This window comes from Burkholderia sp. ABCPW 11 (assembly GCF_001523445.1).
Lineage (GTDB): Bacteria > Pseudomonadota > Gammaproteobacteria > Burkholderiales > Burkholderiaceae > Burkholderia.
Genome location: NZ_LOVM01000027.1, coordinates 156,255 through 172,061, shown reverse-complemented (window position 1 = coordinate 172,061; position 15,807 = coordinate 156,255). Strand labels below are relative to the sequence as shown.

The window sequence follows — 15,807 nt, the reverse complement described above, 5'->3', positions numbered from 1 at the left end:
GCAGCAAACTACAACTATCGCCTGTAATGCCCCGCCAGGTTTGACTTCCACTCTTCCCGATTACCGCGTACCCATCATCCTACCCATACTTCCCAGCGACATGCCCAGACCGGCCTCCACGCAGGTCATTGCTACATCCGCTTGTACCACTTTTGAGACACTCCAGCCTGATCGGAATCGTGAGGCGCGACTGGCGGCTACGTGAGTAATCTTGCAAAAGGCGCGTGGCTTTTGTCACTCTCAGCTCACCTACCGCACGCGTAGCTCATCCTGCGAAGTAGCATCCCCACTCGATTGTCAACCGATGGGCTGAACCCTTGCGGAGGCGCCGCTTCCACGCGGTCGCGTAGCGACGATACCGTCAAAGATACCGAAGAATCCGGCTGGCTGTTGCCGGTACTGGAGGGACCACACCGGAAAATCGAGGCATGTTTTCGTTGAAAATTCACGAAGACCGCACATCTCGGTGACGGCCTCTTTAGAGATACCGTCATCGATACCGCCGGGTCACGCACGGGATCGCGCGAACTGCTATACGCGCTCCCGATGAATACAATTATGTCAAACGTACTCCTAACTGATTTTTTGCAGATGGCCCGCGACACCGTCATCTGCTTTTTTAAGACAAGCCAATCCGGGTTGAAAGAATGACATCACTCATTATCAAGGTTGTCGTCACAGTCGTCGCGACTAACGTTTTCCTGATCACAGGCGCGATCGGGGTCAAAAAATCAGATCCGCTCACGATAGTCATTGCCGTGTTCATTGCGATCCCCACTGTACTGTTTGGCTTCCCGGTATGCCTCCAAGCGCTTGCAGTGCTCATTGGCCAATGATGCCGTCCAGCCGTATTTCCGCCTGTGCCGTAGAGGCGATTTGACAAGCCGCAACAATGCGTCGAAGCTGTGCGCATTGCTTCCCGCACCACTTTCCAACAACGGAATCCTGCTCCAAATATGTCTACTTATCTCGAACTTAAAGCGCAGGCAGACGCACTGGCACAGCAAGCGGAAGAGGCTCGACTTGCCGAACTCGACGCTATCATCACCTCGATCCGTGAACAGGTTGCCGAATACGACATCACACCCGAACAGATTTTCGGTAGACGGCGCGCCGTTGCAGCGAGCCCCCGCGCTCCGATTGCGCCGAAATATCGCGATCCGAAGAGCGGCGCGACGTGGAGCGGCCGCGGTAAAGCACCGCAGTGGATTGCGAAAGCCAAGAATCGCGATCGTTTTCTGATCGAACAGTGAGCCGAGTTGACAGTTGATCACGATGCCCCACCTCTGTCCGATGGAAAGTACTGGGCGACGTGTCGTGAGCGTACGATCGTCGCAGCAACAGCAAACGGACATCGCGACGTATTTCCGTGCGCGGAGATGATCGTCACGGATGGATGGACTACCTTTACCCGTGACGACGTCGAAGTTTGGAACTGCAGCGCACGATACGCAGCTTCACACTTCGATATTCATTCTCTCTAAGAGGATCGTCGGATGAGCCAGCTTGTACGGGTCGCGCCGGGCGTTGCTTTCTCCTCCGACGTACTCGGTGTCGAGTGGGTACGCAAGTTCGGGCCGAGCGCCGGCGGTGACCCTCTACCCGAGAATGAACAACGATCCGAGCGGCGCGAGCGCCCCAAAAGTGATGTCGCTCACGCCGTTCTAGAGAGCGATTCAATCCAGATGTCTCTGCTCTAACGAGTCCGGGCCGACACTCTCGCCCGCCTCCGTCCCTTCTGGTCGATCGCCTCGAAAGTAGTCCCACCTGATCTGCCTACGAAGACCTGCGGATCACCATAGGGTCGGACCATTTCATGCAGTCGGACCGCTTCCGCATGTACGGTACCTGCGCGGCCGTCCAGGCCTATCTGGCCGCGCCGCGCCTTCGCTTCAGGCCACTTGCGCGCTGGATTCTCCTCCCTCGCCTCTGTCCCCTCGGGTGGCTCCCGCCAGCCGAAGCCGAAACACAGCCGGCGCAGATTCTGCCCCGTCCGGCGTGAAATTGTCAGAATCTGTAAAACGTTTGTGCGAGACTTCCGTAACCTCTCGTTTTCCCCTAAATTAGCGATGCCTCAGGCCGTCCGGCCTGGCCGGCGGAACCTGAGACGAAGGAAGAACAATGAGTTTTGCGCCAAATGGCGGCCCTCCCGGCGGTATGGGCGGCAGCCCGTTCGGCTCGCTGAGCGCTCTCGGCGGGCTCGCTGGTCCGGTCGCATCTACTGTCGCCGGCAATATAGGCCCCCTTGCTGGAGTCGCCGGCCATCTCGACACCGTTCAGCGCGCCATGCAGCTAGCGCAGACCGGTTTCTCGCTGATGGAGAAGACGCCATCGTCGATTGCCGACGCGATTAACACCGCGACTGGCGGCGTCGCGAAGCTCACGCAACTCAACCGCTACGTAACGCTCGAGACACCACTGGGGCCGGACGTCCTGCTGGTCAGCGCAGCGATCGTCGATGAGTATGTGAACCGGCTGCCTGAGATTCATCTCGACCTGCTATCCCACGCACACGACTTGACGCCCGACAAGCTGATCGGGCAACAGGTGAAGCTCAAGCTCGATCACCAAGCCAGCCTTTCTACCCTTGACCGGATCGTTGCGACCGGCGGGGGCGACGACTTCCGATACTTTGACGGCTATGTCTCGTCCTTCGACCGTGCCGGCAATCCCGGCCGGGTCACCCAATATCACATGACGGTCGTTCCCTGGTTCTGGTTCCTGACGCGCTCTACCGACTGCCGGATTTTCCAGAACAAGACCGCCCAGGACATCCTGCGCGAGATTTTCCAGGAACACGGGTTCGCCGACTTCGCATTCGAGATTCATTCGACCCAGAAACCCATCGAGTACGTCGTGATGTACCAGGAGTCCTATTTCAATTTCTGCGCGCGGCTGATGGAGCAGGAAGGGTTGATCTGGACGCATCGCTACGAGAAGGACAAGCATATCCTTGCGATCGGTGACAGCAACCTCGCGTTTAAGCCCATCGAAGGGCTCGCCTCGGTCCCATTTGCGGATAGCCAATCGAGCGAGTTCAACGGAATTGACCAGCTCCACGAAGGGCGCCGGTTCGGTGTCGGAAAGGTAACGTATCGGGACTTCAACCACCAGCAGCCGTCGTCGCCGTTGATGCTCGTCGAGGCCGGGCCGCAAAACCTCGATCACGCGCGCCTCGGAACGACAGAGCGATACGAGCACCAGTCACTGTATGACCACAGCGACGACGGAAATCGCTACGCACGATACGCGATGGAAGCCGAAGAGGCCCAGGCGCACCGATTCGTTGGCCGCGGCTTCGCCTGGCGGATGACAACGGCCGGCCGGGTGAGCGTGACAGGACACCCCGTCCTCGCGAATAACCAAGACTACGCAGTCCTTCACGTTCGACACGAAGCGGTGAACGACTACACACAGCACGCTTCGAAGCTGCCCTATCGCAACAGCTTCTCTCTACTGCCCATAAAAATCCCCTTCCGGCCGCAGCGGACGACGCCGAAGCCTGTCGTCAACGGCACACAGTCCGCCATCGTCGTCGGCCCGAAGGGCGAACAGATTCACACGAACGGCAGCTGCGTGAAGCTCCACTTTTTGTGGGACCGCCGCGGCAAGATGGACGGATCCGATTCGATGTGGATACGCGTCTCGCAGCCATGGGCCGGCGCCGGTTGGGGTGCGGCAGCAATCCCCAGAATCGGCCAAGAAGTGATCGTGTCGTTCAATCAAGGGGACCCCGATAATCCCGTCGTCGTGGGCCGCGTGTTCAATGGTGAGCAAGGGAATCCTTACCACGGCGCGGCCGGCCAAACAATGGGTATCAAGAGCCAAACCCACAAAGGCGAAGGTGGGAACGAGTTGCTTATGAGCGACGTCAACGGTGCGCAGCTGCTGTATATGCACGCCCAAAAGGACATGCACACGGTCGTCCAGGACGCGCAGTCGACGAAGGTTTTAAAGGGCGATCGCACAATTCATGTGGCCGAAGGTAACCACACGACCACCGTATCTGTCGGCAATCAAACGGACGTAGTGGCACAGGGCAACACGCTTCATCAAACGCCCCAAGGCGTCCATACGATTGAAACGAAGGAACTCTGGATCAAGGTCGGCGGTGACGATGGCACAAAGATCCACATGACCGGCGACTCTATCGAAATCTACAAGGGCGGTTCCATCATTCGGATCAACGAAAGCATGATCATTGCGCAGGCGCCCACTACGCACATTAACCCGAAGAACGGCTGACAGAATAGGACGGACCATGGCGTACCGAATGCAAGAGGGCGAACTCGCGATCCCTGCGGAGTGGTTGGACAAATCAATGAACGTGTTCGTCTCGGCCGCTACAGGGACCGAGGGCGTTAGTTTCGTCATCTCGCGCGAGCCGCTCCCGTGGGGCATGGAGTTCGACGAGTACGCGGCGAACGAAATCTCCAAACTCGCGCGCACTGTCCCAGACTACAACGCAATCGAAACGTCCCCGAATTCCGTTTCGGATCGACAGGCCCAAACCCACGAGTTCAAGTGGACGAACAATGGTGCACCGATCCACCAACAAATGACCATGGTGGAGTACGGCCACATCGTCCTAATGCTCACGTTCACATCCCCCGGGACGATAAGCGAATCCCAGCGCGAGCAGATTCGGGGCGTCTTACAGAGCCTGCAGCTCCGCGCGCCTGCCTGAACCGGAATGTCCTATGGCCGAGAACCAGAACTTCGAGGAACCGACCGGTAGCGCCGACGAGCGCCTTGCGAATCTCCAAAAACTGGAAGACGGCGACCTCGTTAAGCAGCAGCAGATGAAGTATGTCGCCGGCGCTAATTACGCGATGCTTGGCGCCGGCGTCGGCTATGCGGGGTACGCCGCCGGCGCCGCCGCGATAGGGGCTGGCGCGACCGGCGCCGCTGCGTTAGGAGCCGGCGCGTTGGCCGCCGCCCCCGCGGTCATAGCCGCCGGTGTCGCGTGGGGCCTCGATGAGGTTGGGTTCACCGGATGGATGGCTGATCGATTTGTCGGCGCAGGTGACGCGCTGGGTTTGACGATCGGCCGCGGCGCGCCCCATCCGGCTTGTGTCGGCGATGCAGTTGCCCACTCCTCCGGCTTCTGGGGCATTGTCGCCGGCATCGCCGTCGGCGTCGCCGTTGGCGCCCTACTGGCTGCAACGATCGCCACTGGAGGCGTGCTCGGAGTGGTTTTAGCCGGCGCGGCACTGGGCGCCGGCCTCAGCCTTGGCAGTGCCCTCGCCTCCGCAAGCCAGAGCATGGGAAGTGATTGCGGGCAGATCAAGACTGGCTCGAGCAACGTCTTCTTCGAAGGAAAGAAGGTTGCCCGCGTAACGGACATCGTGCAGTGCGATCACCATTCCGGTCCGCAGCCGCTGGTTCAAGGTAGCAAAACCGTATTCGTCAACGGTCTGCCGCTCGTCCGAATCGGGCACGAGACTCATTGCAGCGGCAAGATCAACTCCGGCCGCAAAAGCATCTTCATCGACAAGACAACTGGGCAATACGGGCCGAAGAACCCTGAACTATCGGCAACGCAGGAATTCATTGCTGGCCTGATCGGCGGGATCGCCGGGGGCGCGATCGCACGGGTGTCCGCAAAGCGTCTGGGCATCGACGACGCAACCCGCTCCCTATGTAAAGACCCGGTCGACCCGGTGTCCGGTGAGCTGCTCGAAATTCGAACCGACCTATCGATCCCTGGCGTGCTCCCGCTCGAGCTGACTCGTCGTTACCGGACACGTTCGGATGACAGAGGAATGTTGGGCCCACGCTGGTCCGATTCGTGGTCGCAACGGCTATCGATCATCGACGGACGATTCGTGTACTTCCACAACGGTGCAGGCCTCGCGATCGGATTCGATGCACCAGAGATGGCGCTCAATTCCATCAATGTCACTGCGCCGCGATATCGACTCGTCGGAAGCCGCGAAGAACCACGCATCGTGGACAGAGATTCCCGCGTACTCCTTATTTTTGCGCCATTGATGGACGGGCGTGAGTCTCGACTTGAGCGCATTGAAGATCTCGACGGCAACGCAATCACCCTCTCCTACGATGGCTCAAATCGACTTTCTCGCCTCGAACATACAGACGGATACACCGTTGACGTGCACTATCACGCACGCGATGCGAATCCGGATCGCATAGTTCTTCACGAGAACGACAGTACGCCGCGCACTCTCGTCGAGTACCGTTATCGCGGCGGTACGCTCGCCGACGTCACGAGCTATCAGTTCGGGCAGTTTCACTACGAGTACGACGCCGATGGGTGGATGGTCCGCTGGCGCGACAGTGACCAGACCGATGTTCGGTATCTCTATGATTCTGACGGACGAGTGATCGAGACCGGCACCGCCGAGGGCTACCACACTGGTCGTTTCATATACGAAAGCCGCCTGACTCGGGTGATCGACGCAGACGGACAGCGTGTGTTCGAGTACGACGACGACGGCATGGTGATCGCGGAGACCGATCCAACCGGTGCATGTGTCCGGAATGAGTGGATGTTCGGCCATCTCACTGCCAGGACCGATGCGCTCGGCAGGCGGACCACGTTCCGCTATAACGACGTCGGTTTGTTGGTCGAGGTTGAGGACCACGGTGGCCGCGCGTTGCAGTTCGAATACGACGATTCGCAGCTTTTGCTTTCCGCAATTCAACCGAACGGAAGCAAGATTCAGTGGGAGTACGACCATCTGCGCCGCATCATCGCACGCACCGACGCCGACGGCGTGCGAACGAGCTATCGGTATGGCGCCCGGGGCGAGCTCTTGCGAATCGTTCAGGGCGAGCGCGAAACGAAGCTTAGTTACGACGAGCACCATCGTCCTCGCTCTGTTGAGCTGCCCTCTGGCGCAAAGTTGCTGCGCAAGGTCGATCTGCTTGGCCGCGTGCTAGAAGAGACCATGCCGGACGGCGCAACGACCCGCTTCAGCTACGTCGACGGGCCCGACAATCCCCGCGGACAGTTGACCGCTCTCACACGTCCAGACGGTTCGGTGTTGCGTGTGCGCTATAACAGCGAGGGCTTGCCCGTCGAGTGGATCGATCCGCTCGGACGAACGACGAAAAGAACCTACGGCCCCTTCGATCTCTTAACTTCGACGATCGACGCGACAGGCCACATGATCCAATTCGAATACGATCATGCGACCCGCCTGACACGCGTTGTCAATCAGCTCGGCGAAACTTACACCTATCAATACGACGCCACCGGCCGTCTCGTCGGCGAAATCGACTGGGGTGGGCGCGAGACGCGCTACGCGCGCGATGCGACTGGCAAGCTCCTTGCAAAGACGCTTCCCGATGGAGGTCAATGGCGCTACGCCTACGATCTGTACGACCGAGTCGTCGAAATCGACGCCGGCGACGCCAAGCTCCTCTACCGCTACGACGCAAGTGGTCATCTCGCATCGGCCACCTCGGTGAACGGCGAAGCGACGCATATCACGAATTTCGCGTATGACTGTGGCGGCCGGCTTATTGCCGAAGACCAGAACGGCGAACTCCTACGTCACATGTACGATGCGGAGGGAAGGCGTCTCGTGCGTACGACGCCGCGACGTGAAACTGCATATGCGTACGACGCCCTGGGAGCTTGCTCGAAGGTTGCCGGTCTAGCGATCCATCGAGATGGCCTTGGGCGAATGACCGGCGGACAATTCGGCGACTTCCTCTCGCGGCAGGACTACGATCCCGTGGGACGGCTTCAGCGCCAAGTTGCCGGGCCGCGTGCCGCGTTCGAAGCTCTGCAAACCGATTCTGTTCGCGCGATCGAGCAATTGACCCGCCAAGTCTATGAATACGATCAAGCGGGCCAACTGGAGCGTCTGCAAACGAACACCGATTCGCTCGAGGTCAAGTACGACGCACGTGGGCAGGTCGTGTCCGCGACGAGCCTCTTTCACCCGTCCGAGCATTTCCGCTACGACGCGGCGATGAACGTTGCGGCGCATGGCCACCAAGACGCCGTGGATGCTCACATGTATCGGCCAGGCGGACTGCCAGAGCAAGTCGGGTACATCAGGTACCGCTATGACAAGCGGGGGCGGACAATCGAAAAGACCGTCGCCCGCCCGGGATTCCGAGCCCAGACGTGGCTGTACACCTGGGACGGCCTGAATCGTCTGGTGAAGGTCGTAACGCCCGAACGAGGAGTCTGGTCCTATGGCTACGATGCGTTCGACCGACGCATCGAGAAGCGACACGTCGGAGACAGGCAAGCTACACGGTTCCTTTGGGACGGCGCCACGCTCGCAGAGCAATGGGTCGAGATGCGAGACGGCACCACCGGCCAATGTGTCACCTGGCACATCGAACCCAACACGTATCTGCCCCTCGCGCAAGAGACCGACGACGGCCTTTACCCGATCGTGACGGATCAGATTGGGCTGCCGAGGGCCGTGTTTGATTCGACCGGGAAGGCTGTTTGGACCGGCTCCTATTCGCTCTGGGGAAAAAAGTTACCGCCCCGAGCAGCGGCGAACGAACCGATAAGCACCATTGTCGACTCGTCGCATCGATTCCCGGGTCAGTGGGCAGACGACGAGACTGGCCTGAGCTACAACCTCCATCGATACTATGACCCCGACTCTGGACAATACCTGAGCAGCGATCCGATCGGACTCGAAGGCGGATACCGAACACAATCTTACGTGCACAATCCTATAGAGTTCATGGACCCGCTGGGGTTACAGGACTGCTGGGGGAGGTACTTCGAGAAGATATCCGGCACGAAGGCGCCGGAGGGAATGATCAAGCCGCACGCCCACCACATCATCTTCAAGGGGGATTTCAAGACGCGCCCGTCCATCTTGAAGCAGCTTGAGAGAAGCCGTGCAGTCGCGAAGAAATGGGATATTGATCCGGTATACGACAAGGACGCCTTGATGTGGGCACCCAACGAGGGCCACTCCGCAGTTAACGCGAAGGCGGTAGCCGATGCGTGGGAAAAGTCCGATGCTAGAATCAGCGCGATGGATCTGCCGCGCGCTGAAGGACAAGCAGCAATGCGGGCCGAACTACAACGAATCGGTCGAGAAGTTTTTCTAGGTAACAACGACTAGGTCATACAGCGAGGGTCAATATGAGCGTGTTTCCTGATTTCGCGCGGGAGATTGCCGACGCGGCGCGAGTGACTTACCGCGCCCTTCTTGCGGCACATCCCGACGAACATTTTTATGCTTTTGCTCTCTACACCGACAGTGGCGCGATGACCGTCGTGCCGGCCGCCAATACTGAGGAGGGGTTGAAGCGGGTCCGCGAACAGATGGAAATCGGTGACGACGAAGATGCTCCGGAGTTCACGTGGGCGACCGGCGAATGGGCGTATGAAGCAGCCGAGTCGGACTCGTTCAATCCCTTATGCAAAAGGTTGGCCGACACGGTACTTGGACCGAACTTTCCGGAAGCGAAGTTTCACGTCTTTTTTGAAGATCTCCAGAGCGACATGATCGAGGCGCTGCGACTTCTCGATCAGGAAGGACTGTTCGGAACCGGTGCGGAGCGCGAGAAAATCACGCTGTTCGTCACGATCAGTGATGACGACGGGTCCGTGGATCTAGAGAACAAATCGGCCAAGGTATTGAACCCGCCTTCCGTGTTCGATCGCTTCATCAAGCGCTACGACTAGCAGCGGAAATACCCATCAGAGGCACCGGCCGCGGATTGAGACTTGACAAGGTCACGATGCCGACGATCACTTACTGTCGGGCAGGCTGCACAAGTTCGTCGGTTTCACAAAAGAAATCTCGTTGACCAGGTGCCGGTCGAGCCGGCCGACGTGCAGCTCGCGGTCGCGCATGCCCTGCCCGCTTCAGCGCGCGAGAGATAGCCTGCAATTGCGCCCACAGGTGCTCGGCGTCCGCGACCGGCAGAGTATCGGCAGCAGCATCTAATGCTGCAACGATTGTGTCGAATTGCTGGGCGACCGTGGCGAGAACCGGCACGGCTCGTGCACGGGCCTGCTCTTCGCGATAGACAGCCATCCAACACGAAAGCGTCCGGCGTTCGTTGCGACTCAACGCGTTCAGCAACGTCGGTGGCACTGGTTCGTCGATGTGAAACGCACCGACAACACGACGAACACCTTGACGGCAGTCGCGCGATCGCCCGCCCGTGTCGGCCCCTTTCGACGGTTCAATGGTATGCGATCCATTAGCGACGCCCCTCAGAGCGAGATGGCGGAGCACGTGAGGTGTAGTAGGAACGTATGTCAGCGGAGGTCGGCCGGCAGCTTCCAGGGAAGCAGCGCGTCGTAGTCGTCGGCGGTTTTCGCCAACGGCAGACGCTGGAACAGCCAAGTGAGGTAGCGGTAGGGATCGATACGATTCGCGCGACACGTCTCGATCAACGAGTAGAGGTTCGCACTCGCCGTCGCGCCGTTCACGGTGTCAGCAAACAACCACGAGCGGCGACCTACGCAGAACGGGCGAATCGAGTTTTCACAGGGATTATTGCTAACCGGCCAGTTGCCGTTTTCGATGTAACGGATCAACTTCGGCCACTGCTCACGCAGATAGGTGAGGCCCTTGCCGAGCAAGCTCTTCGGCACGACACCCGGCGACTGCTCGAGCGCCAGTGCTTGGATAGTGTCGAGTACGCGGGCACTGTATCGTCGTCGTAAACGCTGTCGACGCTCGGCCTGCCACGTTTCGGTACGCGCTTCCGCAGCGAACAGCTTGCCGATCAGCTTGATGAAGCGCGTCGCAAGTAGATCTGGTGTGCGTGCGGCTTTCGGCACACTGTCTTCGGCCTTGACGAAGTAGCGCCTCAGGTGCACCCAACATCCGAGGTGTTCGAGCTCGTAACGCCGTGCGATGTCGTTATAGGGCTCGTAGCCATCCGTCATCAGGACCGCGCCCTTGCGGATGCCGGCGAACAGCTTGTCGGCCAGCTTGGCGCCTCGCCCGGGCGTATAGGTGAAGCAGTGGATTGGCGTTCCCGAACCGCTCATCTGCAGCCAGAGATAACTCTTCGTTTGGGGCCGGCGACCTTTCTCCTTCAGGACCTGGAACGTCGTCTCGTCGCAGTAGATCAGTTCGGCCTCGAGCAGTGCGTCGCGCATCAGGTTGATCACGGGCTGCGCCGCGAGGCCGACGCGGACCACGCTGGCGGCGATCGTGTTCGACGAGATGTCGCCGCCGAAGCGGCGCAGTAGGCCAGCCTGGCGATACAAAGGCATGCCGAACTGATACTTGCCAGTGGCGATCCACGCGAGCGCCGACTCGCTCAACAGTCCGCGAGGGATGATACGCGCCGGCGCCGGTGTAACCTTGATGCCGAGATCGCAACATGGGCACGCATACTTGACGCGCTGGTGCTGAATCACGCGAAGCTGCTCCGGAATCACATCGAGCTGTTCGCTGATCTCCACGCCGAACTCGACGAGCGCGTGTCCGTCGTGGGCGCAGAAGCGCTCAGCTTCGGGTAGTTCGTGCCGCACGACCTCGCGCGGCAAGTTGGGATCAAGCGGCTTGCGATGGCCACGCTTCTTGCGCGTATGTGCAGCAACCGTGGTGTCCGGGATATCTTCCTGCGCGGGCGTCGCGTTCGCGCCGATTGCCTCCGCTTCATTGAACAGACCGAGTTGATCCGAGGTCCGTGATTCGCTCTTCGCACCGAACAATTCGTTTCGGTAGGCTCGCAGCCGTTCTTCGGCGAGATCGCGTTCAGCAGTCACCAGACGCAGCGCACTGCGAGCCTCTTCATGTTCGCGCTGCAGCGAATCGTACGCCTCGCGTATCGCGAGCAGCGCAGCAAGTTCGTCGGCGGTGATGGTGACCTGGAGCGGCATGCTGCTTTGACTGGCATGCCGATCGCACGTTCAACTGACGCGACGATATTCTCGCTTCGGATGCCGTTGGATCGTGGTAATGTCATCACCATCGAGCAGCGCATGCAGAAGGGCGGTCGTCATCGTCACGACTTCGGTCTTTTTGTCGGGCCAGGTGAAACGGTCAGCCTCGAGGCGCTTCATCAGCAGCCAGAACCCGTTCCCATCCCAACCGAGGATCTTGATCCGATCACGACGTCGATTGCCAAACACGTAGAGAGAAGCATCCATCGGGTTCAGACGCATCGACTGCTCGACGAGGATCGACAGGCTGTTCATGCTATAGCGGAAGTCGACGGGATCGCGATGCAGGTAGACTTTCAGATCGTCGTCGAACCGGAACACGGCATCCTCCCCAGAATCTGAACCAGGGTTGTCAACTCGTCGATGGTCGCGATTGCCTTGCCAAGTTCGAGTTCGACGCCGTTCGCCAGCCGCACCTGTAGCGCGAGTGTCATCGATGGTGATGGAGATGTGGGCGCCGGCACCTGCGGTACTGACACAACCGGAACGAACGCGGATGGAACTACCGTGACCGCGGCCGCTTTACGCGAACCGGGGAGATCGATGGCGACGCCGTCAATTTCATCCGGCCTCGGCAGATCGCGCTCGTCGCTGCCATTGTTCTGCGACGTTGACGAGATGCCTTTCTCGCGCTCCATCAGGTATTTCGTGATCCACTTGCGCAGCAGGTTGGCATTGATCCCATGCTCCTGCGCGAGACGGGCAACGGAGACACCGGGTTGAAGCGCTGCCTCAACGAGGGCCCGTTTGCCTTTCTCGTCATAGCGGCGACGGCCATCGCTGCTGTGACGAACTACTCTTAACTCTGAGTCTTTGTCAGCCATAAGTGTCCACCTTCCGAATAGGTGGACACCTATACTCCTTGCTCAGAGCACTTTCGGGTAGACGTCGATACTCGACCGCTTACGTTCAATGCGCACCAACCTGACTATCCGTCCTTGTTTGCGAATCAGCATGAAGAGTTGTTTGGTCACACGATCACCGCAGCAGGATAACGCAAATTTCACTACGATCGACTATGCTGGACGCTCGGTGCAACGCCCTCTGGAACGAGTCGGGATTACGCGAACGGACAATAAATCGGGACTGCTTGCGGTAACAGCCGCGTTCGCCTATACCGTACTCGCTACAGCACCGGAGGCCATCGTGATCGTCCCTTTGTTGATACCACGCTTGTTCTGTACCGCCTTCGAGTTGGCCGGCGCAATCTACGATGGCGAGGTGTTGGTCGATGCTCGCCGGGTTTCGAAAATTCGCGGGATGCTGATTTCGTTCTACGGTGCGGATCCTGGCCCTTACGAGCTTGCTCTCGCGACCGTCGCAACCGACGTGTTCTCGGACGAAAACACGCGGGCCTGCTTCCTCGAACGGGTCGATGCGTTCGACCGACTGCTCGGGAATATGGAGTTAATTGAGGCGTGGGGAAAAACCGGCTGGGTGCGCCGCAATGCGATCGATGTAGATCGATTCGCGCCTGCTCGATTTGTAGTCGAGGCCGCAGCCATCTGCGCGTTGGACACGCGTCGCCGTGCTTTCGACCTGCAGGATTTCCACCAGGCGGCTTACAAGCGAGCTGGTGCTCGGGGTGTCGAATTTTGGTAACCACCTAGCAACATGCGAATACACTTTCGCATGTGAATCGATGTCGCGCGTTCGCTTGCGGCGATCAGCAGCGTGTCGCGCAACGTCGCGCAGATCAGTGCCGCACGACGCCTCATTCAAGCGACCAGCTCGGCGTCTACAGACGCCGAGCGGGCTGCGCCCCTTCATTGAGCACCTCGTATTTGTGCAGCCGCGACAGAGGATGATCGCGCCGCGGCGGCCGCGCCGTCGCGTGGTGAATGGACGGCCGGAGCCTCGCTAACCGGCTTTTCGAACCATGCCTGCTTGACGTTCGCAGCGGCTTGCACCAAGGTCGCAAAAGCGGCCACTCCACCGAGGATCATCACCTTTCGCTGCAGCGCTTGGCTGTCAGCGTGTCGGCGCTCCTCCGTCAGATAATGATCGAGCACACGAACAGCATCCGGACGCATGCGGTAAGCCGTGTTCTGCTGCATTACTTCAACCAACCCTTCACCGTGATTGAGCATTACAAATCTTGCCGCGTGGGCAGTGAGAACGTGATCCCTGACAGCGGCGAGGCGATCCGCGTAACGGTCTTTGCCGGATCGACCACCCACATTACTATGCGGTGCGTATCGTCCTTGCAGTGAAGTGGCATCACGACCGCTTCGAGATGCGGGAGGTCGAAGAGGAGCTCCCGCGCTCGGGTCGGCGCCGCGCTCAGCGCTGCGCATACCCCGCGGCGGCGCTTCGCTCCATACTTGGCCTCGAGCAGCGGCAGCAAGTCGCGAGGATAGCGGTCCTGGCGGAGATCGAGCACTGGCGTGTCCACACGCTTCCACCGGTCAATCGGGTTCGTACTGCCCGGCACCGGATTGGTCAGCGCGACGTCCAGCTCGAGCGTCGCGATTGCGCGGGTCGGGCGTTCGCCCTTCGCTCGGCCGCTCCCCCCGTTCTGGAAAACGCGCTGGTGGTCGACGCTGACCGCGTGACGCGCGGAGTGCCCGTAATACGCGCAGAGACCTGGCAGGGGCCCATCGAGTACGTCGGACAGGTCGATACCGGTCCACTGGATTTGCTTGGCGGGGACTTCGTCGATCGGCCAGAAGTAGGTACCCCGCAGATTGACGGTCGTTGTTTCCTTCATCGCTGTACTCCTCGGGGATTCCCGTCAAAATCCGTATTGATCGTCGCCCCAGCGCCGCAGCACCTGGTAGTCGTGTTCGGGCAATACGATCAGGCCCGCCTCGGCGGCCTCCAGCATGCGCTCCATCTGTCCACTCAGGATCAGGTTGCCGTGCAGGCCGTAGAAGTACCAGGCGAACCGGTGGCCGATCCGCTCGTCGAATTGCGTCAGCTTGCCGGCGAGGCTGTACACGTCGAGCTTCGCGGTGTTCTTCAGTGCCGCGATCTTGCGCGTATGGGTCCAGCGCGGCACGAAGTTCATGTCGCGGCCAGTGCGCGGGTCGAAATAGTCCTCGGTGGAGAACACCCACCGCTGACACACGCGCTCGCCAGCGCGGCCGGCGCTCGACGCGGCCCAATCGTCGAAGAATCGGCGGCCCCGCCATTGTTGATTGTCGTAGCCGGGCGTGAGTTCGCGCACGCTGATCACGCGCGATTCGCACGTGTCGACGTTGCGCTCGACCAATTGCCGATCGCCGTCGCGCTGCCGACGCTCGTTATAGGTCGCCTCGGCCAGTGCCGAAAAGTGCTTCATGTCGATCACGACCTCCAGGCGATAGCGCGGCGCGCCGAGCGTGCGCCGCTCGAACCGTTCGACGGGCATGTCGTGCCACCCCGAGCGCAAGTCCCGCGTATCCGGCAGGCGCCACGGCGGGGTGCGCGGAAACACTTCGCGCTCGACGAACTCCTGTTCTTCCCACACCTCGATCTGCACGAAATTGTCCTGGTCGCCGCCGCGGTCGTACACGAAGTAGTGCAACAGCGGCTGGACCTCGACCAGCTGATAACCGGCATCCCGGTGCGCAAGCAACACGTCCTGCACCGAGCCGCCGTGGGCGTCGAGCTCCGCGTCGATCCACGCGTGATAGTCGGCCGCGATTTCGCGGCCCTCCGCATCGATCACGCGCGCCGGCCGTTCGGAGAACTCGTCGCGTGTCACCGCGTAGCGTGCGCCGCGATAGTCGGTGCGTGTTGCGAACTCGGTCAGCAACTCGGCATGCTTCGGCGTAACCGGCACGGCGGCAACGATCGTCGCGAGCACGTCGGTCTGCAGTTCGTATTCCTTGCGCATCAGAGGGCTCCGTTGCGGTTGCGAGCGCCGCCGCGACGCGTTTGGTCAATCCGCGCGGCGACGAGGCAAAGGGTGAAGTTCGGGTGGGACATCTAGTCTTCGTATCCGGATCAGCGCGCAG

The 15,807-nt window shown here is 60.1% G+C and carries 13 protein-coding genes; 7 read left to right on the top strand and 6 right to left on the bottom strand.

The genetic code is table 11. The features are described from left to right. The first annotated feature begins 647 nt into the window (after window positions 1–647). The 6 genes from WS61_RS10905 to WS61_RS10885 all read left to right on the top strand — a co-directional run bounded on the left by WS61_RS10905 (window position 648) and on the right by WS61_RS10885 (window position 9,640). Complete coding sequence (locus tag WS61_RS10905; protein WP_059500486.1) at window positions 648–836, top strand: hypothetical protein; 189 nt, start codon at window positions 648–650, stop codon at window positions 834–836. A gap of 120 nt (window positions 837–956) precedes the next feature. Then, the gene (locus WS61_RS33095; protein ID WP_095211679.1) at window positions 957–1,253 is read left to right on the top strand and encodes an H-NS family nucleoid-associated regulatory protein; all 297 of its coding nucleotides are present in this window, start codon (window positions 957–959) and stop codon (window positions 1,251–1,253) included. 868 nt (window positions 1,254–2,121) lie between these two features. After that, window positions 2,122–4,245: a type VI secretion system Vgr family protein gene (locus WS61_RS10900; protein WP_059500485.1), complete on the top strand. Its 2,124-nt coding sequence runs from the start codon at window positions 2,122–2,124 to the stop codon at window positions 4,243–4,245. A gap of 16 nt (window positions 4,246–4,261) precedes the next feature. Next, window positions 4,262–4,687: a DUF1795 domain-containing protein gene (locus WS61_RS10895; RefSeq protein WP_059500484.1), complete on the top strand. Its 426-nt coding sequence runs from the start codon at window positions 4,262–4,264 to the stop codon at window positions 4,685–4,687. 13 nt (window positions 4,688–4,700) lie between these two features. Continuing rightward, entirely contained in the window at window positions 4,701–9,074 is a 4,374-nt protein-coding gene (locus WS61_RS10890; RefSeq protein WP_059500483.1) for an RHS repeat-associated core domain-containing protein, read from the top strand. Window positions 9,075–9,094: 20 nt separating this feature from the next. Further along, window positions 9,095–9,640, top strand: a complete 546-nt coding sequence (locus WS61_RS10885) for a DUF4303 domain-containing protein (protein WP_059500482.1) — start codon at window positions 9,095–9,097, stop codon at window positions 9,638–9,640. A gap of 582 nt (window positions 9,641–10,222) precedes the next feature. Here WS61_RS10885 and WS61_RS10880 read toward each other — a convergent pair. Genes WS61_RS10880 through WS61_RS33075 form a run of 3 tightly spaced genes read right to left on the bottom strand, consistent with a single transcriptional unit; the run spans window position 10,223 to window position 12,690 of the window. Continuing rightward, entirely contained in the window at window positions 10,223–11,803 is a 1,581-nt protein-coding gene (locus WS61_RS10880; RefSeq protein WP_059500481.1) for an IS66 family transposase, read from the bottom strand. A 30-nt stretch (window positions 11,804–11,833) separates the two neighbouring features. Then, entirely contained in the window at window positions 11,834–12,187 is a 354-nt protein-coding gene (gene tnpB, locus WS61_RS10875; protein WP_059500480.1) for an IS66 family insertion sequence element accessory protein TnpB, read from the bottom strand. Continuing rightward, window positions 12,163–12,690, bottom strand: coding sequence for a transposase (locus WS61_RS33075; RefSeq protein WP_095211676.1), 528 nt, complete (start codon window positions 12,688–12,690; stop codon window positions 12,163–12,165). Before WS61_RS33075 ends, tnpB begins: the two co-directional genes overlap by 25 nt. Window positions 12,691–12,778: 88 nt before the next feature. On the opposite strand from WS61_RS33075, the gene WS61_RS10870 reads away from it, so the two are divergent. Next, a complete protein-coding gene (locus tag WS61_RS10870) occupies window positions 12,779–13,468 on the top strand; it encodes a hypothetical protein (protein ID WP_257127245.1) in 690 nt (229 codons plus the stop codon). A gap of 164 nt (window positions 13,469–13,632) precedes the next feature. On the opposite strand, the gene WS61_RS33070 is transcribed toward WS61_RS10870, so the two are convergent. From WS61_RS33070 to WS61_RS10860, 3 genes are read right to left on the bottom strand one after another with little or no spacing between them, the layout of a single operon-like run. Further along, window positions 13,633–13,956: a hypothetical protein gene (locus WS61_RS33070; protein WP_257127244.1), complete on the bottom strand. Its 324-nt coding sequence runs from the start codon at window positions 13,954–13,956 to the stop codon at window positions 13,633–13,635. Next, a complete protein-coding gene (locus WS61_RS10865) occupies window positions 13,956–14,576 on the bottom strand; it encodes a hypothetical protein (protein WP_059500478.1) in 621 nt (206 codons plus the stop codon). The genes WS61_RS33070 and WS61_RS10865 overlap by 1 nt, the downstream gene beginning before the upstream one ends. 24 nt (window positions 14,577–14,600) lie before the next feature. Next, complete coding sequence (locus tag WS61_RS10860; RefSeq protein WP_059500477.1) at window positions 14,601–15,686, bottom strand: hypothetical protein; 1,086 nt, start codon at window positions 15,684–15,686, stop codon at window positions 14,601–14,603. Between the last annotated feature and the right edge of the window lie 121 nt (window positions 15,687–15,807).